The organism is Mesorhizobium sp. M7A.F.Ce.TU.012.03.2.1 (genome assembly GCF_004006095.1).
Taxonomy (GTDB): domain Bacteria; phylum Pseudomonadota; class Alphaproteobacteria; order Rhizobiales; family Rhizobiaceae; genus Mesorhizobium.
In genome coordinates this window covers 838,668-860,737 of record NZ_CP034779.1, presented here as the reverse complement: position 1 = coordinate 860,737, position 22,070 = coordinate 838,668, and the positions used below count along the sequence as shown (strand labels likewise).

The following is a 22,070-nucleotide window of genomic DNA, read 5'->3' as shown; positions in this document are numbered from 1 at the left end:
AGATGCGTCCTGCCTCAGTAGGTGGCGCGGCCGCCGGAAACGTCGAACACGGCGGCGGTCGTGAACGAACACTCTTCCGAGGCAATCCAGCAGATCAGCGCCGCCACCTCTTCGACCTCGCCGAAGCGCGCCATCGGTATCTTGGACAGCATGAAGTCGATGTGCTCCTGGCTCATCTGCTTGAAGATAGCGGTGCGCACGGCCGCCGGTGTGACGCAATTGACCGTCACCTTGGTCTTGGCCAGTTCCTTGCCGAGCGACTTGGTCAGGCCGATCACCGCGGCCTTCGAGGTGCTGTAGGCCGAAGCGTTGGGATTGCCTTCCTTGCCGGCGATCGAGGCGATGTTGACGATGCGGCCATAGTTGCGCTCGAGCATGTGCGGCACGAGCGCCTTGTTGCAGTAGAAGACGCCGTTGATGTTGATGTCGATGACCTTCTGCCAATCCTCGGTCGAATAGTTCCAGGTCGTCATGTTCGGCCCGGTGATCGCCGCACTGGTGACCAGGATGTCGACACCGCCAAGCGCTTCGATCGCCGACTGCTTGGCGCGTTCCACGCCGGCCGCATCGGCGACGTCGATGGCAACACCGTGGAGGCCGGGAAGGGTGGCTTTGGCCTGTTCGATCTGAGCCGGATCGCGATCCCAGACTGAAACCCGTCCGCCCTCTTCGACAATCCTCTGAGCCACTGCCAGACCGATGCCTGAAGCGCCGCCGGTGATCACCGCCGCTCGACCGCTGAACCGCCCTGTAAAATTCATCGGCATCCTATTTTCCCGATCATCCCAACCCGATGGACGATGACGGCACGCGACCGCCATACCATCGACTGCGACTGTGCGGTCCCCATCAGGCGAGTTCAAGCCGGCATGCGAGGCCGATCGTCTGGGCCAATCCCGTTACCCGGGATTTCCCTCGAGCTCTCTGCCCAGCGCCTTCACCATCGCCACCAGCGCCGGTCCGATCTCGGCATGCGCGCGCTCTTCCGTGATGATCTCGCCGATGCCGCCGCAGGTGATGGCAACCAGCGGCGAGCCGTCACTCGGACGGAACGGCACGCCGACCGCATGGATATAGCTGTGCCAGGCGCCGAACGACGTCACATAGCCCTTGTCTGCATACTGGGCGATCGCATCGTCGATCGCCGCCCCGATCATCGCCGCCCTGTCCGGCTCGGCCTCCTGCAAAGCCTCCACAAGGCGAGCGCGCTCCTCAGGTGAAAGGGCCGCCGCATAGGCCAGCCCCATCGATGTCTTCCAGATCGGCAGGTAGGAGCCCGGGTTGAGGCGCAGCGTGACAAGGCTCTCCGACCGGCAGTTGGCGAGATAGACCATGTTGAGGCTGTCGCGGGTGCCAAGCGCCACCGCCGCCCCCGTCAGATCGGCCAGCGGTTGCATCAGCGGCCGGGCGACGTGGACGACCGCACTGGAACTCAGTGCCGAATAGCCCAGCGCCACGGTGGCTGGTCCCAGGCTATAGCGGCCGAGGTCCTTGTCGTAGAGGAGATAGCCAAGCGCGCTTAGCGTATAGGTGATGCGCGAAACCGTGGCCTTGGGCAAGCCGGTGCGGGCAATGATGTCCTGATTGCCGAGTGAGGCATCGCCCGGGCGGAAGGCGCGCAGGATGCCGAGCCCGCGCACCAGCGACGACGAAAGCTGCGCGCCTTCGACTTCAAGCTCCGTCTCGTCCCTGGTGGCTCGCTTGCGCACGCTGAGGTCTTTCTGGCGTCGTCGTCCGCCTGTCGGGCCAGCGTCGCCGGCGTTGTCTAAAAAATGAAATTAAATTCCATTTATATTGACAGGCGCTTTCCCCCACTGTCAATATGCTTCCCTCGATGGCATCTCCAAGCGCCCTGTGCCATCTTACGAAGCCCCTCCTTGTGAAGGTAGCCACGTGTCTCGCTATATTTTGCGCCGGCTTATCGCCATGCCGTTTCTGGTGCTCGGCATCGTCACCATTGCCTTCCTGATCACCACGGTGACCAAGGGCGATCCGCTGACCGCGATTGTCGCCGAACAGCAGATGAGCAACCCCGAAGTGGTGGCCGCCGCCAAGGCGCGCTGGGGTCTCGATCGTCCTTTGCCGGAACGCTATATGATATATCTTGGCAATCTGCTGAGCGGCGATCTTGGCACCTCATTCATCACCAAGCGCAATGTCGGCACCGACATCCTCTACCGCTTGCCGGCAACGCTCGAACTGGTTTTCACCGCGATGATCTTCGGCACCACGCTCGGCATCGTGCTTGGTGTGCTGGCCGCCTATTTCCGCAACAGCCTGATCGACCATGGTGCGCGGCTCTTCGCCTTGTTCGGCTCGTCGCTGCCGGTGTTCTGGTCGGGACTCGGCCTGTTGTTCATCTTCTCCGTCATGCTGAACTGGCTGCCGGGGCCGGGCAGGGTCGATGCCCGCCTGGCATTGCCGCCCGGCATAACCGGCTTCCTGACCATCGATTCGCTTCTGGCTGGCGACTGGACCGTCTTCAAGGACGCGCTCCGGCACCTGCTTCTGCCGGCCTTCGTCCTCGGCTGGACGGTTTCCGGCACCATATCGCGGCTGGTGCGCGCCAACATGCTTGATGTGATGAGCCGCGAGTTCGTCCTCACCGCGCGCGCCAAGGGCGCGAGCGAATTCCGCGTCGTCATCGTCCATGCGTTGCGCAACACCATGGTGCCGACCCTGACCGTCATCGGCTATTCCTTCGCCTATCTGATCACCGGCGCGGTGCTGACAGAAACCATCTTTTCCTGGCCGGGCATGGGCTCCTATGCCGTCGAGGCGGCGCGCGCGCTCGACTTCCCGGCGATCATCGGCGTCACCATCGTCGGCGGCCTCGCCTTCCTGGTCACCAACCTCATCACAGACATCCTCTACGTGGTGGCCAATCCGCGCGTGAGGTTGAGCTGATGTCGGCGGTCACAACCAAATCCCATTCCGCCGCTGTTCCCGAATGGCTGACCGCGCCATTGGTCATCGGCACGGTCGTCATCCTGTTCTGGCTGTTCATGACCGTCTTCGCCGCCTTAATCGTGCAGTTCGATCCGCTCGAAATGGTCGCGCGCCGCTTGCAGCCGCCGAGCTGGGCGCACTGGCTGGGCACCGATGCTCTCGGCCGCGATGTTCTCGCCCGCACCTTGCACGGGGCGGCGCATTCGCTGCCGATCGCGGTTCTGGTCGTCGTCTCGGCTGTGGTGATCGGCTCGCTGCTCGGTGCCATTTCCGGGTTCGTCGGCGGGCTGACCGGTGCGGCGATCATGCGGCTTGTCGACGTCACTCTGTCCTTCCCGCCGATGCTGCTGGCTATGGCCGTCGCGGCGTCGCTTGGGCCGGGCCTCGGCAATGCCGCCATCGCCATGGTTCTGGTCTGGTGGCCGGTCTATGCCCGGCTGATGCGGGCGCAGGTGCTGGAGGTGAAGGAGCGTGAGCATGTCGAGGCGGCGATCGCCGCCGGCGCCAGGCCGCGCCGCGTGCTGTTCACGCACATATTGCCGCTTTGCTGGACCCCAGTGCTGATCAGCGCGACCATGGATCTTGGCCAGGTCGTGCTGCTTGCCGCGTCGCTCAGCTTCATCGGACTCGGCGCCACGCCGCCGACCCCCGAATGGGGGTCGATGATCTCGGATGGCGCCGTCCATTTCTACCAATGGTGGATCGCCTTCGGTCCGGGCGTCGCCATCCTCACCATCGTGCTCGGCTTCAACTTCATCGGCGACGGCTTGCGCGACATTCTCGATCCAAGGTCGGATTAAGCGATGAGCGCACAGATATCTACAGCGCCGCCGGGTGCAGTCGACAAGGCGGGCAGAGGTGAGCCGCTGCTGTCCATACGCGGCCTGCGGGTAGGCTTCCGGCGGGCAGGCGATCAGTTCGAAGCGGTGCGCGGCATCGACCTCGACCTCGCCAAGGGCGAAGTGGTCGGCATTGTCGGGGAGTCCGGCTCGGGCAAGTCCGTCGGCATGCTCGCCGCGCTCGGCCTGACGTCGAAGAACGCGGTCGTCACCGGTTCGGTCCGCTTCAACGGCGACGAACTGGTCGGCAAATCGTCACGCGAAATGCGCAAGATCAGGGGCGCGCGCATCGCCATGATCTTCCAAGACCCGCTGTCCTCGTTGAATCCGGTGATGACTGTCGGCGCCCAGATCGCCGAGGCGGTCAGGCTGCATCAGCGCGTCACCCGCAAGCAGGCCATGGCGCGCGCGGTGGAATTGCTCCATCTGGTGGCGATCCCGCAGCCCGAACGCCGGGTCAACCAGTATCCACACGAATTCTCCGGCGGCATGCGCCAGCGCGCGGTCATCGCCATGGCCGTCGCCAACGATCCCGATTTGCTAATCGCCGACGAACCGACCACGGCGCTCGATGTCACGGTGCAGGCGCAGATTTTGGCAGTGCTGCGTTCGTTGCAGGAGCGGCTCGGCCTTGGCCTGGTGCTGATTACCCATGATCTCGGCGTTGTCGCCGGTCATGCCGACCGCGTCGCGGTCGTCTATTCCGGCCGCGTCGTCGAACAGGCTGGCGTGTCCGAGCTGTTCGCCGACCCGCGCCATCCTTATACGCGCGGCCTCATTGCCTCGATCCCCAATCTCGAGGAAAGCCGCGAGCGGCTGTTTTCGATCGATGGCTCGCCACCCGCACTTGGGCGCTTGCCGGGCGGCTGCGCCTTCCATCCGCGCTGCATCTATGCCGAGGCACGCTGCAGGACCGAGGATCCGCCTTTGCACGACATAGGCGGCCGCTTCTCGGCCTGCCATTTCGCGACGACCTTGCCGCCCTTCCATAGTGCTGCGCTGGCGGCGGCAGAACTGGACAGTGGAAGCATGGCCCCATGAGCGCAGTGGAGCAAATTCAAGTCGAAACCAAGCCGGCGGCAGCGCTTTCCGTACGCCATCTTGTCAAGGATTTTCCGGTTCGCGGCGGCCTCGTCTTCGACCGCGCGGTTGCCCATGTGCGTGCGGTGGCCGATGTGTCCTTTGACTTGGCGCCGGGCGAAACGCTGGGCCTCGTCGGCGAATCCGGTTGCGGCAAGTCGACCCTCGGACGCTGCCTGATGCGGCTGATCGAGCCGACCAGCGGCGAAAGCTGGTTCCGTGGCCAGAACCTGCTCGCCCTCAACCACGAAGACATGCGCCTGATGCGGCGCTACATCCAGCTGGTCTTCCAGGATCCGTACGGGTCGCTGCATCCGCGCATGCGCATCGCCGACAACATCGCCGAGCCTTTGCGCATGAGCGACATGTCGGCGGCCGACCGCCGGGCGCGCGTCGCCGAATTGCTCGAACTCGTGCGGCTCAATCCCGATCACGGCAAGCGCTATCCGCATGAACTGTCCGGCGGCCAGCGCCAGCGCGTGGTCATCGCCCGCGCGCTTGCGCTCAACCCGCAAGTGGTGATCCTCGACGAACCGGTTTCGGCGCTCGACGTTTCAGTGCAGGCTGGCGTGCTCAATTTGCTCAGGGATATTCAGCAGTCCTTCGGCACATCCTATCTGTTCATCGCACATGATCTTTCGGTCGTGCGCCACATCTCGCACCAGGTCGCGGTGATGTATCTCGGCAAGATCGTAGAGATCGCACCTGCGGCCGAACTCTATTCGAGGGCGCTGCATCCCTACACGCAGGCGCTGCTGTCGGCGGTGCCGCTCGCCAATCCCGAGAAGGAGCGCAAGCGCGAGCGCATCGTACTGACCGGTGACGTGCCGAGCCCGCTCAACCCACCATCCGGCTGCCGCTTCCGCACGCGCTGCTTCAAGGCGCAGGCGATCTGCGCTGCCGTCGAACCACCGCTCGATCCGGCTGGCGGTTCGCATCGCGTCGCCTGTCATTTTCCGGAGCCGGTCAACACGTTCAAGACTGTGTGATTGGCCTGCCGAATTCACCCGAAGGAATCTTGATCGTGACTGAGGACCATTCCGAGAATGCCGGTACGGCAGGATCCGCGCGCCTGCCGCTCGAAGGCATCAAGGTTCTCGATCTTTCCCGCGTGCTCGCCGGTCCTTGGGCAACGATGAGCCTTGCCGATCTCGGCGCCGAGGTCTGGAAGATCGAGAACATAGATGGCGGCGACGACACCAGGGCGTGGTCGGTGCCGAGCTACAAGGGTGTCTCGACCTACTATCTCTGCGCCAATCGCGGCAAGCAGAGCATCGCGCTCGACATGAAAAGCCCGCAGGGGCTGGCCATCGTGCGCGAACTGGCGGCGAAGGCCGACATCGTCGTCGAGAATTTCCGCTCCGGCACCGCCGACCGCCTCGGCGTCGGTTTCAAGGAACTCAGCGCGCCAAACCCGCGGCTGATCTACTGCTCGATCTCCGGCTATGGCCAGACCGGACCCGATGCCGGACGGCCCGGCTATGATTTCGTCATGCAGGCCGAAAGCGGCCTGATGGCCATCACTGGCGAGAGCAATGGCGAGCCGATGCGCGTCGGCGTCGCCATCACCGACATCGTCTGCGGCATGGTCGCGACGCAGTCGATCCTGGCAGCGCTTTACGAGCGCGCGACGACCGGCAAGGGCCAGTTCCTCGACCTGTCGCTGATCGACTGCGCGCTCAGCCTGCTGATCAATGTCGGCAGCGGTTACCTCAACACCGGCCGCGAGGTCGCCCGCTACGGCAATGCGCATCCGACGGTTGTCCCCTATCAGATATTCGAGGCCTCCGATGGCGGCTTCGCGCTGGCCGTCGGCAATGACCGCCAGTTCGCGGCGCTGTGCGAGAAGGTCCTTGATCTGCCACATCTGGCTGGGGATGCGCGCTTCATCAAGGCAGGCGCGCGTGCCACCAACCGCGAGGCTTTGATCCCCGAATTGGCGGCTGCCTTCAAGACCAAGCCACGCGACCACTGGATGGCAACCTGTGCCGCCGCCAGCGTGCCGGCCGGCACGGTAAAATCGATACCGGAAGTCTTCGATAGCCCCAATGTGCGCGAACGTGGCCTCGTCCAGACCTTGCCGCATCCGCATCTCGGCTCCGTCGCCATGGTGCGCCCGGCACAGGGACTTGCCGCGCAGCTGACCGCCGACTTTACCGCGCCGCCGATGCTGGGCCAGGACACAGCTGCCGTGCTGGCCGACGTGCTCGGCTACAGCGCCGAGACCATCGACCAACTGATCGGCTCCGGGGCTGTCAGCGTCTATGCGCCTGCAGCCGAACCGATCCCCGCCTGATCTTCCACGGAACGTGGCAGCCCTCGTCTCGCATTTGCGGGTCGACTGAGTGGTTCTTCACTTCAAGAGCGCGAAGAGCCGTTCCCGGAAATGCTCGGCCAGCTACTTCTGCTGGCCGTAATTCTTGTACCGCCCGCGAATGGCGGCAAGCTCGGTGCCCTCGATGATCGCCGGTGTGCCGGCGCTGCGCGCCAAAAGGTATTGCCGCGCCAAGGTCTCGAGCTTGATGGTGCGGATGAGCGCCATGTCGAGATCGCCGCCGAAAGCGACCATGCCGTGATTGGCGAGCAGGCAGGCCGACCTGTCCTTGAGCGCGACGACGGCAACCTTGGCCAGTTCGCTTGACGCGAACAGCGCATAGCCCGAACAGCGCACATCATCGCCACCGAAACCCGCGACCATGTAATGGAACAGCGGCAGTCCCTCGCGCAGACACGATAGCGCCACGCAATGATCGGGATGGGCATGCACGACGGCACCGGCCTCGGGGAAAGCCTTGTAGATCTCGGCGTGCATTTCCCATTCGCTCGACGGCCGGAACGCTCCCTCCCAGCTGCCATCGAGTTGCATCGGCACCATCTGCTCCGGCCGAAGCGCGCTTGTAGCTATTCCCGTCGGCGTGATCATCATGCCGCTTGTCGTCCGCACACTGATGTTGCCGGTGGTGCCGACATTCATCCCGCTGGCGTCCAGCGTCTGCGTCGCGGTGATCAGGCTGGCGCGTGCAGTCTCGGTGTCCATCACGATGCTTTTCCTGTGGTTGGCCGCATGACAGGTTTTGCCGGTGGCCATATATCGATCGCCGGCGCGACGGTGGTCGCCCGTGTCATGTCTTGCAGGACGTCGGCGAAAATATCCGGGCCGCCGAGCTTCCCCGATTTCAACATCAGCGCCAGCGGCTCGGATGGCAGGCCGGGGAGGTGAGCAGTCGCACGCGACAGTCCCGGCCCCTCATAGGCACCCATGGCGATGCGGTCGATGCCGAGCGCCTTGACCACCGAACCGGCTGTCTCGCCGCCGGCGACGACCAGCCGTCGGACGCCGAGTTCACGCACCAGAATCTGTGCAATCCCGGCCAGCATCTCTTCCGCCTTTGCCGCCACCGCCTTGCGGCCATGCGCCTGCTGCAGCGCTTCGACCGTCGTTTGCGGCGCTGTCGTGGCAATGGCGATCATCGCGCCGGGCAAATGCCGCTGGGCGAAGGCACGCGCTTCGGCCACTACATCGGCGCCGGCGAAGGCTCTGGCCAGATCGATCGTCAGCAGTGGATGGTTTTGCGCAAAGCGTTCGAGCTGTTCGATGGTGCGGTCGGCGACGCTGCCGGCCAGCACCGCCGCTGGGCCGTTTATGGCCGGCAGGCTGGCGGTAACGAGATCGACTGAATTCAGCAGCCCATGCGTGAGCCAGGCCGGTGGCAGATGCGCGGCGACCGAGGAATTGCCGGTCATCAGCGGCAGGTCGAAGGTCGCTTCCGCGATCGCAACCAGGTCGCGCTCGCGAATCGTGTCGGTGACCAGCAGCGTCTCGCCGCCCGCGCTGTGCTCTCGTATGGCGTTGCGGATGGCCTCCGCCCCGGCATCGACGACGAGATAGGGCACCAGCCCGACCTTGCCCTTGCTCTGCGCCTGCAGCACGCGAACCAGATTGGAATCGGTCATCGGCGTCAGCGGATCGAAGCGCTTGGGCGATTCACCCAGCAATTGGGCGCCGCCGAACATGTGTCCCTGATAGACGGTGCGGCCGGTCTCACACAGCGCCGGGGTGAACAGCGTGACGCCGCCGCCGAGCCGCTCGAGCAGCGCCTCGGCGCAAGGACCGATGTTGCCGGCAGGCGTCGAATCGAAAGTGGCGCAATATTTGAAGAAGATCTGCCGGGCACCAGCTTCAAGCAGCCGGTCCGCCGCCTCCAGAACCTGGCGCACCGCATCGCTGGCCGCGATGACGCGGGTCTTCAGCAGGATCACATGGGCAAGATTGCCTGGTGGGATCGGCGCACTCAGTCCGACCGTGCATCCCGTTGGAATGCCGCGCGCCACCAGCATCGACGCCAGCTCGGTGCCGCCGGTCAGATCGTCGGCTATGGCGCCGAACAGGAGTGAAGGCGTCGCGGTCATGCGCCCCGTCTCATGTCCGTCTGCACCATGGCTGCCCGTCTCGCAGCTGCCTGTCTCATGTCGGTGGTCAGGCCATTCGTGGTATCATATACACAGCCCACGCGACGCAGGCGACGCCGGCGCCGCTGCAAGAACGGAGAGCGGATGTGACTGCTTCTATCGCGCCGATCGCGCGCGACAATCTGACGACGCGCGTCTACGAGGAGCTTCGCCGCGCCATGATGGAGGGCCGCTTCTGGCCGGGCCATCGCTTCAAGATCCGCGACCTTGCCGCCAGCCTTCAGGTGTCTGAGACGCCAGTGCGCGAGGCGCTGATGCAGCTGGTGCGCGAAAAAGGCCTGGAGATGGAGGCTGGCCGTTCGATCACCGTCGCCCAGCTGTCGCTGGCCCAATATCTGGAACTGCGCAGCATCCGGCTGCATCTCGAAGGCATGGCGGGGGCGGCGGCAACAACGCGCATCGAGCCACGGGAGATCGACCGTCTGGCCGAGGTGCATGACAGACTGATTGCCAACGAGGACAATGGCCATTGGTTCGAAGCCGTCCGCGACAATTGGGAATTCCATCACTCGATCTACCAGGCGGCGCAAATGCCGGAGTTGCTGGCCATCATCGAGGGCATCTGGCTGCGCAACGGACCACTGGTGAACTATCAATACCCGCACGCCAGGCCGACCTACGACGGCCGCCACCGGCACCTCGACATTCTCGACGCGCTGCGGGCGCGTGACGAGAACGGCGTGCGCAAGGGCATTCAGCAGGACATGATCGAAGGCGGACGCCTGTTGGTCAAGGTTCTCGAACGGCTGAACGACGGTGCGGTCACGCCGGAGGAACTGCGCCGCGCGGCGCAGAACGGCCGCCTGGTGTCGGCCGTCGGCTGAGCGATTTGTTCCTTCCCACCGCATCGGCGCTGGTCACGCCACCTGCGCCGCTGCGGCCATGCCGGCATCGGCAGCCTGCAGGGCGAGATCTATGTCTTTTGCGGTATGCGCGGCACTCAGGAACATGTTGTGCCGGGGGTGGAAATAGGCGCCCTCGCGCAAGGCGGCCGAGCAGAAGGCGTCGGCCTTTTTCAATTCGGCATCGCCGTCGAAGAGCACCATCGGCATCGACACTGGGCCGGTCTGGCGAAGCGACAGGCCATGCTTCTTCGCTGCGGCATCGAGGCCTGAGCGCAGCCTGTCGCCGGCTTCAGTCATCCTGGAGATTGCGTCGGTGTCGCGCAGCGTGTTGATGGTGGCGATCGCGGCGGCCATGGCGACGGCGCCATACCAGAACGACCCCGTCACATAGACCTTGGTCGCGGCTTCGCGAAACCGGTCGGTGCCGGTGATCGCGGCAAGCGGATAGCCATTGGCGATCGCCTTCGAGAAAGCGGACAGGTCCGGCCGTACGCCGAGCGGTTCCCAGCTGCCGGCGAGATCGATGCGGAAGCCGGCCCTGACATCATCGACGATCAGCGCCGCGTCGGCGGCGGTGGTCAGCTCGCGCGCCTGTCTGGCGAAGGCGGCGGTCGGCAGTTCCTGGTCGCGGGCGATATCGTGGCGGAAAGCGGTGACGACGACGGCGGCAAGATCGCTGCCGGCCTGCTCGACGGCTGCCTCGAGGCTGGCAACGTCATTGTAGTCGAAATGGATGATATGGGCGCGGTCCTCGGCGGTGACGCCGGCGAGCGAAGGCGTGCACCACGGCACGGCGCCGTGATAGGAGCCGCGCGCGACCAGCACCTTGCGCCGGCCAGTGCCGGCGCGTGCGATCGTCACGCAGGCCGTGGTGGCGTCGGTGCCGTTCTTCTGCAGCATCGCCCAGTCGGCATGCGCGACGGTCTTGACCAGCAGTTCGGCCAGCTCGACCAACACCTCGCCAGGGCCGTTCATCGCATCGCCCAGACGACGCTGCCGCTCGGCCGCTGCCTCGACCGCCTGATGATGGTGGCCGAGGATATTGGGGCCCCAACTGCACATCAGGTCGATGTATTCGCGGCCATCGACGTCCCAGACCCGGCAGCCGTCGGCGCGCTCGAAGAACTGCGGATAGGCGGAGCCGAGATAGCGCGTCGCCATGTGTCCCCACATGCCGCCCGGAATGACCGAGGCCGCGCGCTCGCGCAGCAACTGGTCCTTGGAGTTGATCAGGGAAGGCATAGCGAGTTCTCCGCGTGTTGATATATCATATATTGATCTTAATGCTGGAAGAACAGGATTTGCTGACCGTCCAGGATAAGGAAGCGGGAGGCGGCTGGCCGCCTCCCGCATCTTTTCGCTCAGTGGCTGAGTTCCGCCAGCGGGAGGTTGCAGCAGGCGCTGTAACGCACGCCCTTGACGTCCGACTTGTAGGCCAGGATCAGGTTCGGGCTGATCAGCGGCAGGATGATCCTGTCCTTGATCATCTCCTCGCCGGCCTGGTGCCACAGCTTGGCGGCCTCGTCGCCGCTCGCCGCAAGGGCTGCCTTGTAGATATCCGCTTCCTTCGGATTGAGCACCGACGGATCGCGCTCCGCGCCGGCGCGGCGCGCCCACGGGCTGCCCTTGGTCATGGCGAAATAATCGACGTATTGCGACGTGCCGTAATAGTCCGGCGCGTAGAACACCGCCGTCATCGGGATGCCGTCGCCATTGACGCGTTCGCGCCAGTTGGCGAAGGGGATCGGCTGCAGGTCGAGCTTGATGTTGATCTTGGCCAAATCCTGCTGAACCTTCTGCATCAACAGCGACAGATCGACGCCATAGACGTTCATGCCGGGAAACGCCGCTTCCATCTCGAAGCCGTCGGCATGGCCGGCCTTGGCCAGAAGTTCCTTTGCCTTGGCGACGTCATAGGGTTGCGCCTCGAAGCCCGAACCGCCGGGGAAGCCGAGCGGGATCGGTGCGCTGATCAACTGGCCCTCGGAGCCGATGGTGAAGTCGAGGATGCTCGGACGGTCGAGACCGAGCGAAATGGCCTCGCGCACTTCGGGCGTCAGCGGAACCTTGTTGGCCTTGGCGCCGGGCGACAGCGCCACATAGATGAAATTGTAGGACGGCACGGTCTCGATTTTCACGTCGCTGCCGGTCATCGTCTTGGCCGTGTCCGGGTCGATCTGCATGGCGATGTCGGCGGTGCCGCTCTGCAGCATCTGTGCCTGGGCCACCGCATCCTTGGTCTGGCGGATGACGACTTCGCTCAGCGCCGGCGCCGTGCGCCAGTATTTGTCGTTGCGTGCCAGCCGCAGTTCCGAATTGGGCTCATAGGATTTCAGCACGAACGGTGCGCTGCCGGCCGAATGCGCCAGAAACCAGGCCTCGGCATTGTCTGTCGTCGAAGCGTCCGCATCGGCCTTGGCGCCGGCTTCGGAAGCAACCTTGCTGTTGACGACCGCTGCGTAGGGCGCCGCCGCGATGTTGAGGAATTCGGAGCTCGGCGCGACCATCTTGACGACCACCGTATGCGCGTCCGGGGTCTCGATCGAGGCGACATTGTCCATCAGGAACGAGGCGCTGCCCTTGAGGTTCTTCAGCCTCTCCCAGGACCATTTCACGTCCTTGGCTTCGACCGGCGAACCGTCCGAGAATTTGGCGGCCGGGTCGAGCGTGAAGGTGAAGCTGCTCTGGTCGGCATTGCCTTCCCATTTGGAAGCGAGCAACGGGATCAGCTTGTTGTCCTTGTCCAGCGTCAGCAGCGATTCATAGACGCTGGAATTGTAGATCTGGCAGGTGTCGCAGAAGGCGCGGTGCGGATCGAGCGAGTTGAGGTCGATGTTGCGCGCAATGACCAGCGGCTTGCTGTCCTGCGCGAACGTGGCCGGCGCCCAGAAGGCGCTGGTGGCCAGCAGCACGGCTGCCAGCATCGTCGCCCTGGTCTTGTTTCTCTGTAGGATGCTCATGTCAGTTCTCCCATTTTCTTGTCGGATCTTTGTGGCAATGCGTTCGCTCTATCCACCCACGGCAGTGAGGGATTGAAGCGCGGCCTTGAGCTTTTCAGCGCCGCCCAGTGCGGCGCGGTTGAGCGGGGCCGATACGACGGGAGCCGAGAGGCTTCCCGTCACATGCAGGATCTCGTGATCGAGATAATCGAACACGCGATCCTGAATCTCCTGTGTCAGTCGTCCGCCAAGCGATAGCCCACGCTGCACCTGTTCGATGACGGCTACCCGGTTGGTCTTGCGGATCGAGGCCTCCACCAGCGGCCAGTCGAGCCCGGTCGGGTCGAGGCTGCGCAGGTCGATGATCTCGGCATCGACGCCGGTCTCCTCGACCACCTGGCTGGCGACGGCAACCATGCTGGCGCTGGTGAGCAGTGTACAGGCGCTGCCCGGCCTGACGATCTTCGCCTTGCCGAGCCGCACGCAATAGTCGCGGTCGTCCGCAGGCACAGGGCCTTCGCTCGGGAACAGCTCGACATGCTCGATGACGACGACCGGATCGTCGCATTTCAGCGCTGAATTCATCAGGCCGATATAGTCGAAGGGCGTCGTCGGCGCGACGATGCGCCAGCCGGGAAACAGGGCGAACAGGCCGGACGGATCGCCCGAATGCTGCGAGCCGTAGCCGGTGTGCGGCGAGACGCGCACCCTGACCACGATTGGCACCGGAAAGCCGCCGCCGAACATGTGGCGCACCTTGCTGACCGCGTTGAACAGCTGGTCGGCGGCAACCAGGCAGAAGTCGCCGAACATGATCTCGACCATCGGCCGCAAGCCGCAAAGCGCTGCACCCAGCGCCACCCCGACAAAACCATTCTCGGCGATGGGCATCGCCAGCACACGCTCCGGCCAGCGCTCCAGCGCGCCCTTTGTGGCGCCCGAAACGCCGCCGCGCAGCCGGTGCACATCCTCGCCCATGATGATGATGCGCGCGTCCTGCTCCATGGCGCGCGCAATCACCTCGGACGCGGCAACCATGAACTTGACCGGCCTGGTGTCGGCCGGCGGCACGTCCTCGATCTCGAGGAAGCGCTCGCCCTTCAGTTCGGAAAGATCGCCGCGGATCTGGTTGTCGACGTCGCTTGGGTCCGGCCACAGATGATCAGGAATGCGCAGCGCGTTGCCGCTCATCTCGGTCAGGGAATCGGCAGCGGTGTTGACCACCTCCATGACGCGCTGGTCGAGTGTACCGAGGTCCGAAGCGTTCAGGATGCCCATCGTCTTCAGGCGAGCCGCCATCGTCGCAAGCGGGTCGCGCGCTTTCCAGACGTCTTCCTCGGCGCGCGTGCGGTAGCCGAATTCGCTGCCCGGGCGGGCGCCGCTCTGGTGTAGAAACCGATAGCAGAGCGCCTCGACCAGCACCGGGCCGCCGTCTTCCTCAATCGTCCGGCGCGCCTCGCGCATGGCATGGTGGACTGCCACCACATCCATGCCGTCGCATTCGATGCCGCGAAAGCCGAGCATAGGTCCGCGCGAGGCCAGCCGCGTCTCTCGCGTCTGCTCATTGATGTGCGTGGAGACGGCATAGAGATTGTTTTCGGCGAAAAAGATCACCGGCAGCCGGTAGAGCGCGGCGATGTTCATCGCCTCATAGGCCGGCCCTGCCATCATCGTGCCGTCGCCGAAGAAGGCGACCGAGATGTTGCCGGTGCCGAGCAGTTTGTCGGCGAGCGCATAGCCCGCCGCGTGCGGCAGGTTGCCGCCGATAATGGCGCTGGTGCCTGGGATGCCGGAGGCATCGTCGCGCATATGCATCGAGCCGCCACGGCCGCCGCAATAGCCTGACTTGAGGCCCATGATCTCGGCCATCAGGCCGCGAACCGATCCCTGCATGCCTGGGTTGAAAGCATCATGCAGCGGGTCGAATCCGCCGGGCGTCTGCGCGTTGACAAGCTTGGCCAGCACCTGGTGATGGGCACGGTGGGTGCCGTTGATGCGGTCGCCGGTGCCGAGCACGGACATGGCGCCGACCGCCGTGGCCTCTTGTCCGATGCTGGCGTGGGCCGGACCATGCACCAGCCCGGCATTGGCCAGATCGAGCACCTTTTCCTCGAAACGGCGGATGAGCAGCATCTGGTGATACCAGCGCACCAGGCTCGACACCTCGGCGTCGGTCCAGTCCGAATCATCGACATCTAGCCGCAACCAGGGCGCCGATGGCTGGATCGATGTCTGCTGGACCATGTCAGCTATTTCCGCTCTGGTAGATGATATATCAAATATTTTCTCAGTCGATTGGGCCGTTCATTTTTCCTGGGGGCACGACGCTGGCAAGAAGGTTGCAGGCAAATGGAATTAAATTTCATTTTTGCGAGAAGGCAAAGACTAAGCCGGGACGGCGCGGTTCCGCAAGAGGAATTTTGAGACTGCTAGCAGCGCCGATGTCGGTTTCTTGGGCCGACAGGTTTTCTCACGTATTGGATATTGGTATGATATAATCACACCGACATTATAGGAGAAATCATGGCTGCCACCGAAAAGCGCACCTTCAGCCTGCCAACAGAGCAGGCTGCTTTCATCGACCGTCTCGTTGAATCAGGAACCTACGCGACCAGCAGTGAAGTGATCCGCGCCGGCCTTCGCGCCCTGCAAGAGCGCGACGCGGCCGTAGAGCGCTGGCTCCGCGAGGAGGTTGTGCCGACCTATGACAGGTGGAAGGCGGATCCTTCCCGAGTTATCCCAGCCAACCAGGCTTTTGACGACATCCGCGCTCACCACGCCGCCCGCTTTAAGAGGGATGTGTGAAGCGCCGGCATATTGTTCTGTTGCCGGAAGCCTTAGCGGACTTAAGATGGATATACGACACCATCGAGATCGCCGCCGGCAACGTCACGGCCATACGCTATATCGAGCGTATCGAAGCCTACTGCCAGGGTCTCGACTACGCCTCGGAGCGCGGAACACGCCGTGACGATCTGCGGCCAGGGCCTTCGGGTTGTCGGTTTCGAGCGCCGTGTAACGGTGACCTTTACAGTGGAATCCGACCAAGTGGTGATCTTCCGTGTGTTCTATGGCGGCGCCAATTGGGAGGATGAGCTCTAACCTGCAACGGGAAAAGCGTAACCCGCTTAGCTGTCCGAACCCGGGCTATCGGTCGACCCGATGCTGGAAGAACTGCAAAAACAATTCCCGCTCCGTGGTGATGTCGAGCTTCTCGTAGATGCGCCGGCGATGGTTCTTGACCGTGCCGACGGTGATGCCGAGGCGTTCGGCGATGTTGGCCGTCGGGTGACCGGCGAGGATCAGTTGGACCAATTCCCGCTCGCGTAGTGACAGCTCCGGCCACAGGCTGGCTGGAATGGTCGGTTCCCGCCGGGGCGAGGCGCCGGGGCCTGTCGGCGCTGACGTGCGGGAGAATTCCGTTCCGCGCGCCTTGATGTCGAGCGCATGCAGCGCCTCGAACACCGGCAGCCGTTCATCCAGCAGGGCGATCTCGCTGTCCTTGAATGGCGTGGTCGAGCGGTCGAGGAAGATGCCGAGGCACCAGTCGCCGCCGTCCGCCAGCATGATGCCGACCTCGTCGCAGATCTCCGACTGCGCCAGGAAGCCGGCTATGTACTGGCCGCGCTTGGCCTCATCGTTGGCAAGCCGTTTCAGCGGCATGATGCCCAGCCTTCGCTCGCGTCGCCACGACGCATAGAACGGGTCGAAGACATAGTAATTGTCGAGATAGCGCCGGACCATTTCGTCCGAGAAGCGTCGGTGTTTGATGAATTCGGGTGTCTGCGTCGTCGAATAGCGCGTCACCGTGACGAGGTCGTGCTCGATATCCGCGCCGATCAGGTCGATCAGGCAGTCGACATGCCTGTCCGTGCCGGTGGCGGCGATCGCTTTGGCGAGCGGCGCCCAGATGGTCCCCATGCGCATGCCCTTTTTTCGGCGATGTCAGCTCAGCCGTCATTATGTCTTTAGGCATATGGCGCGAAGCCGCCCATCGAATCTAGCCTTGCGTCAACCTAGACCAGATCCCGAGGCGACCGTGACCCAACCCAATCTCACCGGCCCCATCGTCGGCAATCCAATCGTCATCGGTATCGACGCCGGCGGCACCATGACCGACACGATCCTTGTCGATCAGGACGGCCACTTCAAGATCGGCAAGTCGGCGACCACGCCGAAGAACGAAGCCGAAGGTTTTCTCGCGTCTGCCGAGGACGCGGCGGATGCCTGGGGCATCTCGCTGGAATCATTGTTTTCCGGCGTCAACGTCGTGCTCTATTCCGGCACCGGCATGCTCAACACACTGTTGTCGCGCACCGGCCGCCGGCTCGGCCTGATCACCACCAAGGGCCTCGAGGACATGATCCTGATGGGCCGGGGGCTGCAGGCCTGGGCCGACTATTCCTATGCCGACCGGCTGCATGCCGTCACCCATCACCATCCAGATCCGCTGGTGCCGCGCCGCCGCACGCATGGCGTCACCGAGCGCATCGACCAGTTCGGCGACATCGTGTTGCCGCTCTACGAACACGAAGTCTCCGCCGCGGCGAAAAAATTGATCGCCGACAAGGTCGAGGCGATCTGCATCATGACCATCTTCTCACATGTCAATCCGGTGCACGAGAAGCGCATCGCAGAGATCTGCCGCGCGGAGGTCGACAAGGCCGGTGCCGACATCATCGTCTACACCAGCCACGAGGTTCGTCCGGTCATCCGCGAGCAGTCGCGGCTGAACTCGGTGCTGATCGAGGCCTACGCCACGTCGCGCGGCCGCAAGCAGCTCAAGGGCATTGAGGATGTCTCGAAGAAATACGGCTTCAAATATGGCGTGCAGACATTGCTCTCCTTCGGCGGCCTGACCTCGATCAACCACCCGCGCCTGCATGAAACCATGATCTCCGGCCCGATCGGCGGCATTCTGGGCGCTGCCTATGTCGGCAAGCTGATCGGGAACGACTCGCTGATCTGCTCGGACATGGGCGGCACCTCTTTCGACATGGGCGTCATCACACGCGGCCAGACGCGGATCGAGAACGAGCCGCTGATGGACCGTTTCAAGCTCAACGTGCCGACGCTGCATCTCGACACGATCGGCGCCGGCGCCGGCATGATCCTCAAGGTCGATCCCCTGACCAAGAAGGTCTCGCTTGGGCCGGAAAGCGCCGGCTCGGATCCCGGTCCGATCTGCTTCGATCGCGGTGGCACCGAGCCGACCATCGCCGATTGCGACGCCATCCTCGGCCGCCTCAACCCACACTATTTCCTGGGCGGCAAGGTCGTGCTGCAGGTCGAAAAGGCGCGCCGCGCCTTCGAGGAAAAGTGCTCCAGCGTGCTCGGCGTTGGTGTCGAGGAAGCCGCGGAAGGCATGATCGACATGCTGGAGTCCGATGCCAACAACGCGCTGCGCCGGGTCATTTCCGGGCAAGGCATCCATCCCTCCGAATTCACGCTGCTGTCCTATGGCGGCTCGGGACCTTTGCATCTGGCCGGCTGCTCCAGGGGCATCGGCTTCAAGGACATCATCACCTTCCAGTTCGCGGCCGCCTTCTCCGCCTTCGGTTGCACCACGGCCGATTTCATGCGGCGTCATTCCGTCTCCACCCAGCACGACATCCCGTCACGCGCCGACGGGGCTACGCTGGCCGCCTTCGGCGCCAAGGTCACCACGGTCTGGAACGACCTGACCAAGGCAGCGGTCGACGAGATGATCGCCGACGGCCATACCAGGGAGAAGATCAGGACCGTGCCGTTCCTGATGATGCGCTACACCGGCCAGCTCGAGGACGTCGAAGTCATGGCGCCGCTGGCCGAGGTCGGTTCGGCCGACGACATGCGCGGGGTTATCGACGAGTTCGAGGCGGTCTATGCCAAGGTCAACCATCGCGTGTCGCGCTATGGCGAAGCCGGCTTCACCATCACCGAACTCGGGCTGATCGCCACCGCAGACAAGGTCAAGCCGGTGCTGCTCAAGCGGCCGCTCGGCAAGTCTGATCCGGCAGTCGCCCACAAGGGCGTGCGCGAGGCCTATATCGGCGGGCGCTGGCACAAGGCCAATCTCTACGAGATGGATCTGCTTCAGCCCGGCCATGAAGTCATCGGCCCGGCCATCATCGAACATCCCGCCACCACGCTCGTCGTTCATCCGCAGGACCGTGTCCATGTCGATGAATGGACGCTGCTGCACTACACCCACGCTTGAGAGGGCGACCGCCATGTTGGACAAACCTGCCTCGGCCCTGCGCCTTCGCGAAAGACTGCTCGATTCCGAGCGGCTGATGGAGGAGACCGGCTGCTATGACGGCATCACGGAACTCACGCTGCGCAACCAGGATCCGCTGAAATTCGAGACGCTGCACACCAAGCTGCGCGCCTATTGCGTCTCGGCACGCGAAATGGCGCGCCGCATCTCGGCCTCGCCCGGCGTGCGCGAGGTCGGCGAAATGGTGGTCGCCATCTACACGCCCGAGGGCGACGCCATCGCTCTCTCCAACGGCATCATGGTGCACGTCCATACGATGAGCCGCTTCATCAAATGGATGATCAAAAACGGCTACGAGGACAACCCGCGCATCCGCGAAGGCGACATCTTCGCCAACAACGACGCCTTCATAGGCACCGTGCAGGTGCCCGACGTGATGGACGTGGTGCCGATCTTTCATGAAGGCACGCTTGTCGGCTGGGCCGGCGCCGTCTGCCACGAGCTGGAGGCCGGCGGCATTACCCCAGGCGGTGATGTGTGTCTCGCGCAGGAGCGCTTCACCGAGGGTCTGTTCGTCTGCGCCGAGAAGATCGGCGAGAACGACGAGATCCGCCGCGACTACGTCATCCGCTGCGAGCGCAATCTGCGCATGCCGATCTACTGGGTGCTGGACGAGAAGGCCAAGGTCGCCTCCTGCATCGATATGCGCGAAAGCGTCAAGCAGCTCATCTCCGAGATCGGCCTCGACTACTGGATGAAGGTGTCGAAGGAGTTCATCGAGGAAGGCCGCCGTGCCCAGCTCGCCCGCACCCGCCAGCTCACCGTCCCCGGAATCTATCGCGGCCACACTTTTTACGGCCACGTCACCGCAGGCAAACCCGGCTTCCAGCTGCTCGGCGATCCGGACTGGCTCTACAACATCCCGATCGAGATGGAGATCACCACCGACGGCAAGATCACCATGGACTTCGAGGGCACGCAGCCCTGGGGCTACCATTCGATGAACTGCACGCCGGCCGGCATGGATGGCGGCATGTTCGTCACCTTGACCCAGCACATGAATTTCGAAGGGCTGGTCAATGACGGCGCCTGGATGGCGACCGAACTGAAACTGCCGCACGGCACCTGGACCAATCCCGACAACGAGATGGTGGCGACCGCCACCTCGTGGGCGCTGCTGCTGCCAGCCTATGGCGTCTTCCAGCGGCTTTTGTCGCGCAGTTTTATCGCGCGTGGCTTCGTCGAGGAGGCCTTCGTCGGTCAGGTCAACAGCCCCATGATCGAAATGGGTGGCCAGAGCCAGTACGGCACGCCGTTCGGCATGGCCCATTTTGAATGCGCCGCCGCCGGCTCCGGCGCGCTCGCAATCAAGGATGGTCTCGACACCGCCTATGTCGGCTGGAACCCGGAATCCGACATGGGCAACATCGAGGTCTGGGAACAGTCGATGCCGATGGTCTATATCGGCCGCTCGATCGTGCCCAACTCCGGCGGTGCCGGCAAATATCGCGGCGGCTGTTCCTTCGTCTCGACCTGGCTGATCAACAAGACGTCGCATCTGCGGCTCCACACCTCCGAACATTCTTCGCGCGTGTTCGACAATGGCGGCATGTGCGGCGGTTATCCGGCGCCGACCTGCCAGAAGCATCGCGCCGTGCGCAACTCAGACATTCACGAACTCGCGGCAAAAGGCGAACCGCTGGCGCATGCGCCCGGCATCGATCCGCATGTCTCCGACTACGAGCGGAACATCGGTGGCGACCATGTCGTGGTCGAGGGCCCCTACATCACTGCGCCGCACAAATCCGGCGACATCTTCAGCCATTCCTACAATGGCGGCGGTGGTTACGGCGACGTACTGGAGCGCGATCCGATCAAGACCGCCTGGGATGTCGAGAACGGCTTTCTCACCCGGCAAGCGGCGGACCAGGTTTTCGGCATTGTGCTGAAGGACGATGAAGACGGCTATCCCATCGCCGATATCGACGCCACGGTCGAGCGCCGCGCCGCCATGCGCAAGGAGCGTCTGGCCAAGGCGGTCCCTGTGGTGGATTGGATCGCCAAGGAGCGTGGTCGTGTCGAAAAGGCCGATTTCGCCCCCGAGGTGAAGAAAATGTACGCCAGCGCGATCAAGCTGTCGCCGCGCTTCACCAGCGAATTCAGCGAGTTCTGGAACGTCGATGCCAGATCGATCTTCATGCCGGGAGCAAAGCCATGACCTCGTATAGCAAGGAAGTCCTGGGCGATCTGGCCGCAGGCAAGCTGCCCTGGCCACAGACAAGGCGGATCATGAGTGCCTACAAGGACGATGACCGTTTCTTCAAGATGGTTGCCGTCTATCAGGATCGTGTCGCCTGGAAAGATCCGATCCTGCTGCCGGTCTCGGACCATCTGTTCATCTGCCAGAGCGGCGATGAGCGCATTACCCGCTGCGAATGCGGCCACTCCTTCGGCGACTATCGCAAGAACTGGAAGCTGAAGGCTGCGATCAACGTCCGCAACACCGAGGGGGCTTTGCGCGAAATCTATCCCAACAGCGATCTCCCCGATCCCGAATGGATGGAGATCCGCGAATTCATCTGTCCGCAATGCGGCACGCTGCACGAAGTGGAAGCGGCGGCACCTGGCTATCCCATCGTCCACGATTTCGAGCCCGACCTCGAAGGCTTCTATCGCGAATGGCTAGGCAAACCGCTCCAGCAAACATGAAACGCTGGCGATGGAGGCTGCGCCGGTGTGATTGCCAAAT

Annotated in this window: 19 protein-coding genes; 11 read left to right on the top strand and 8 right to left on the bottom strand. The window is 63.7% G+C overall.

All coding sequences use genetic code 11. The features are described 5' to 3' along the window. Positions 1-14 precede the first annotated feature (14 nt). Both EJ079_RS04120 and EJ079_RS04115 read right to left on the bottom strand, forming a co-directional pair. The gene (locus EJ079_RS04120; RefSeq protein WP_127266933.1) at positions 15-767 is read right to left on the bottom strand and encodes an SDR family NAD(P)-dependent oxidoreductase; all 753 of its coding nucleotides are present in this window, start codon (positions 765-767) and stop codon (positions 15-17) included. Between the two features lie 132 nt (positions 768-899). Then, positions 900-1,709 carry an IclR family transcriptional regulator gene (locus EJ079_RS04115; protein WP_127808161.1) on the bottom strand — a complete coding sequence of 270 codons (810 nt, stop codon included), beginning with the start codon at positions 1,707-1,709 and terminating at the stop codon, positions 900-902. 184 nt (positions 1,710-1,893) lie between these two features. On the opposite strand from EJ079_RS04115, the gene EJ079_RS04110 reads away from it, so the two are divergent. The 5 genes from EJ079_RS04110 to EJ079_RS04090 are packed head-to-tail and all read left to right on the top strand — an operon-like array spanning position 1,894 to position 7,164. After that, positions 1,894-2,907 (top strand): ABC transporter permease, encoded by a 1,014-nt coding sequence (locus tag EJ079_RS04110; RefSeq protein WP_127808160.1) that lies wholly within the window; start codon positions 1,894-1,896, stop codon positions 2,905-2,907. After that, complete coding sequence (locus EJ079_RS04105) at positions 2,907-3,749, top strand: ABC transporter permease (protein ID WP_127276927.1); 843 nt, start codon at positions 2,907-2,909, stop codon at positions 3,747-3,749. The genes EJ079_RS04110 and EJ079_RS04105 overlap by 1 nt, the downstream gene beginning before the upstream one ends. Positions 3,750-3,752: 3 nt before the next feature. Continuing rightward, positions 3,753-4,829, top strand: a complete 1,077-nt coding sequence (locus EJ079_RS04100; protein WP_127808159.1) for an ABC transporter ATP-binding protein — start codon at positions 3,753-3,755, stop codon at positions 4,827-4,829. Then, positions 4,826-5,857 (top strand): dipeptide ABC transporter ATP-binding protein, encoded by a 1,032-nt coding sequence (locus EJ079_RS04095; protein ID WP_127399202.1) that lies wholly within the window; start codon positions 4,826-4,828, stop codon positions 5,855-5,857. The genes EJ079_RS04100 and EJ079_RS04095 overlap by 4 nt, the downstream gene beginning before the upstream one ends. A gap of 35 nt (positions 5,858-5,892) precedes the next feature. Continuing rightward, complete coding sequence (locus tag EJ079_RS04090; protein WP_127808158.1) at positions 5,893-7,164, top strand: CaiB/BaiF CoA-transferase family protein; 1,272 nt, start codon at positions 5,893-5,895, stop codon at positions 7,162-7,164. Positions 7,165-7,266: 102 nt separating this feature from the next. Here EJ079_RS04090 and EJ079_RS04085 read toward each other — a convergent pair whose 3' ends face one another. Both EJ079_RS04085 and otnK read right to left on the bottom strand, forming a co-directional pair. Then, positions 7,267-7,905, bottom strand: coding sequence for a class II aldolase/adducin family protein (locus EJ079_RS04085; RefSeq protein WP_127808157.1), 639 nt, complete (start codon positions 7,903-7,905; stop codon positions 7,267-7,269). Then, entirely contained in the window at positions 7,905-9,278 is a 1,374-nt protein-coding gene (gene otnK / locus EJ079_RS04080) for a 3-oxo-tetronate kinase (RefSeq protein ID WP_127397187.1), read from the bottom strand. The genes EJ079_RS04085 and otnK overlap by 1 nt, the downstream gene beginning before the upstream one ends. A 146-nt stretch (positions 9,279-9,424) precedes the next feature. Here otnK and EJ079_RS04075 point away from each other — a divergent pair, with 146 nt between their 5' ends. Then, the gene (locus tag EJ079_RS04075; protein ID WP_127267755.1) at positions 9,425-10,162 is read left to right on the top strand and encodes a GntR family transcriptional regulator; all 738 of its coding nucleotides are present in this window, start codon (positions 9,425-9,427) and stop codon (positions 10,160-10,162) included. Positions 10,163-10,195: 33 nt separating this feature from the next. Here the strand turns inward: EJ079_RS04075 and EJ079_RS04070 are convergent, their stop codons facing one another. From EJ079_RS04070 to EJ079_RS04060, 3 genes are all read right to left on the bottom strand, one after another. Then, complete coding sequence (locus EJ079_RS04070; protein WP_127808156.1) at positions 10,196-11,425, bottom strand: aminotransferase class III-fold pyridoxal phosphate-dependent enzyme; 1,230 nt, start codon at positions 11,423-11,425, stop codon at positions 10,196-10,198. A gap of 119 nt (positions 11,426-11,544) precedes the next feature. Continuing rightward, positions 11,545-13,107 carry an ABC transporter substrate-binding protein gene (locus tag EJ079_RS04065; RefSeq protein WP_164761653.1) on the bottom strand — a complete coding sequence of 521 codons (1,563 nt, stop codon included), beginning with the start codon at positions 13,105-13,107 and terminating at the stop codon, positions 11,545-11,547. 84 nt (positions 13,108-13,191) lie between these two features. Further along, complete coding sequence (locus EJ079_RS04060; RefSeq protein WP_127808154.1) at positions 13,192-15,366, bottom strand: alpha-ketoacid dehydrogenase subunit alpha/beta; 2,175 nt, start codon at positions 15,364-15,366, stop codon at positions 13,192-13,194. A gap of 279 nt (positions 15,367-15,645) precedes the next feature. On the opposite strand from EJ079_RS04060, the gene EJ079_RS04055 reads away from it, so the two are divergent. Continuing rightward, positions 15,646-15,927 carry a type II toxin-antitoxin system ParD family antitoxin gene (locus EJ079_RS04055; RefSeq protein ID WP_023811572.1) on the top strand — a complete coding sequence of 94 codons (282 nt, stop codon included), beginning with the start codon at positions 15,646-15,648 and terminating at the stop codon, positions 15,925-15,927. Continuing rightward, the gene (locus EJ079_RS04050; RefSeq protein WP_348629729.1) at positions 15,924-16,217 is read left to right on the top strand and encodes a type II toxin-antitoxin system RelE/ParE family toxin; all 294 of its coding nucleotides are present in this window, start codon (positions 15,924-15,926) and stop codon (positions 16,215-16,217) included. Before EJ079_RS04055 ends, EJ079_RS04050 begins: the two co-directional genes overlap by 4 nt. 52 nt (positions 16,218-16,269) lie before the next feature. Here EJ079_RS04050 and EJ079_RS04045 read toward each other — a convergent pair whose 3' ends face one another. Next, the gene (locus EJ079_RS04045; RefSeq protein ID WP_127397718.1) at positions 16,270-17,049 is read right to left on the bottom strand and encodes a LuxR C-terminal-related transcriptional regulator; all 780 of its coding nucleotides are present in this window, start codon (positions 17,047-17,049) and stop codon (positions 16,270-16,272) included. A gap of 112 nt (positions 17,050-17,161) precedes the next feature. Here EJ079_RS04045 and EJ079_RS04040 point away from each other — a divergent pair, with 112 nt between their 5' ends. The 3 genes from EJ079_RS04040 to EJ079_RS04030 are packed head-to-tail and all read left to right on the top strand — an operon-like array spanning position 17,162 to position 22,030. Further along, positions 17,162-19,321, top strand: a complete 2,160-nt coding sequence (locus EJ079_RS04040; RefSeq protein ID WP_127808153.1) for a hydantoinase/oxoprolinase family protein — start codon at positions 17,162-17,164, stop codon at positions 19,319-19,321. A gap of 13 nt (positions 19,322-19,334) precedes the next feature. Then, positions 19,335-21,539, top strand: a complete 2,205-nt coding sequence (locus EJ079_RS04035) for a hydantoinase B/oxoprolinase family protein (protein WP_127395546.1) — start codon at positions 19,335-19,337, stop codon at positions 21,537-21,539. After that, positions 21,536-22,030, top strand: a complete 495-nt coding sequence (locus tag EJ079_RS04030; protein WP_127328812.1) for an acetone carboxylase subunit gamma — start codon at positions 21,536-21,538, stop codon at positions 22,028-22,030. The genes EJ079_RS04035 and EJ079_RS04030 overlap by 4 nt, the downstream gene beginning before the upstream one ends. The last annotated feature ends 40 nt before the right edge of the window (positions 22,031-22,070 follow it).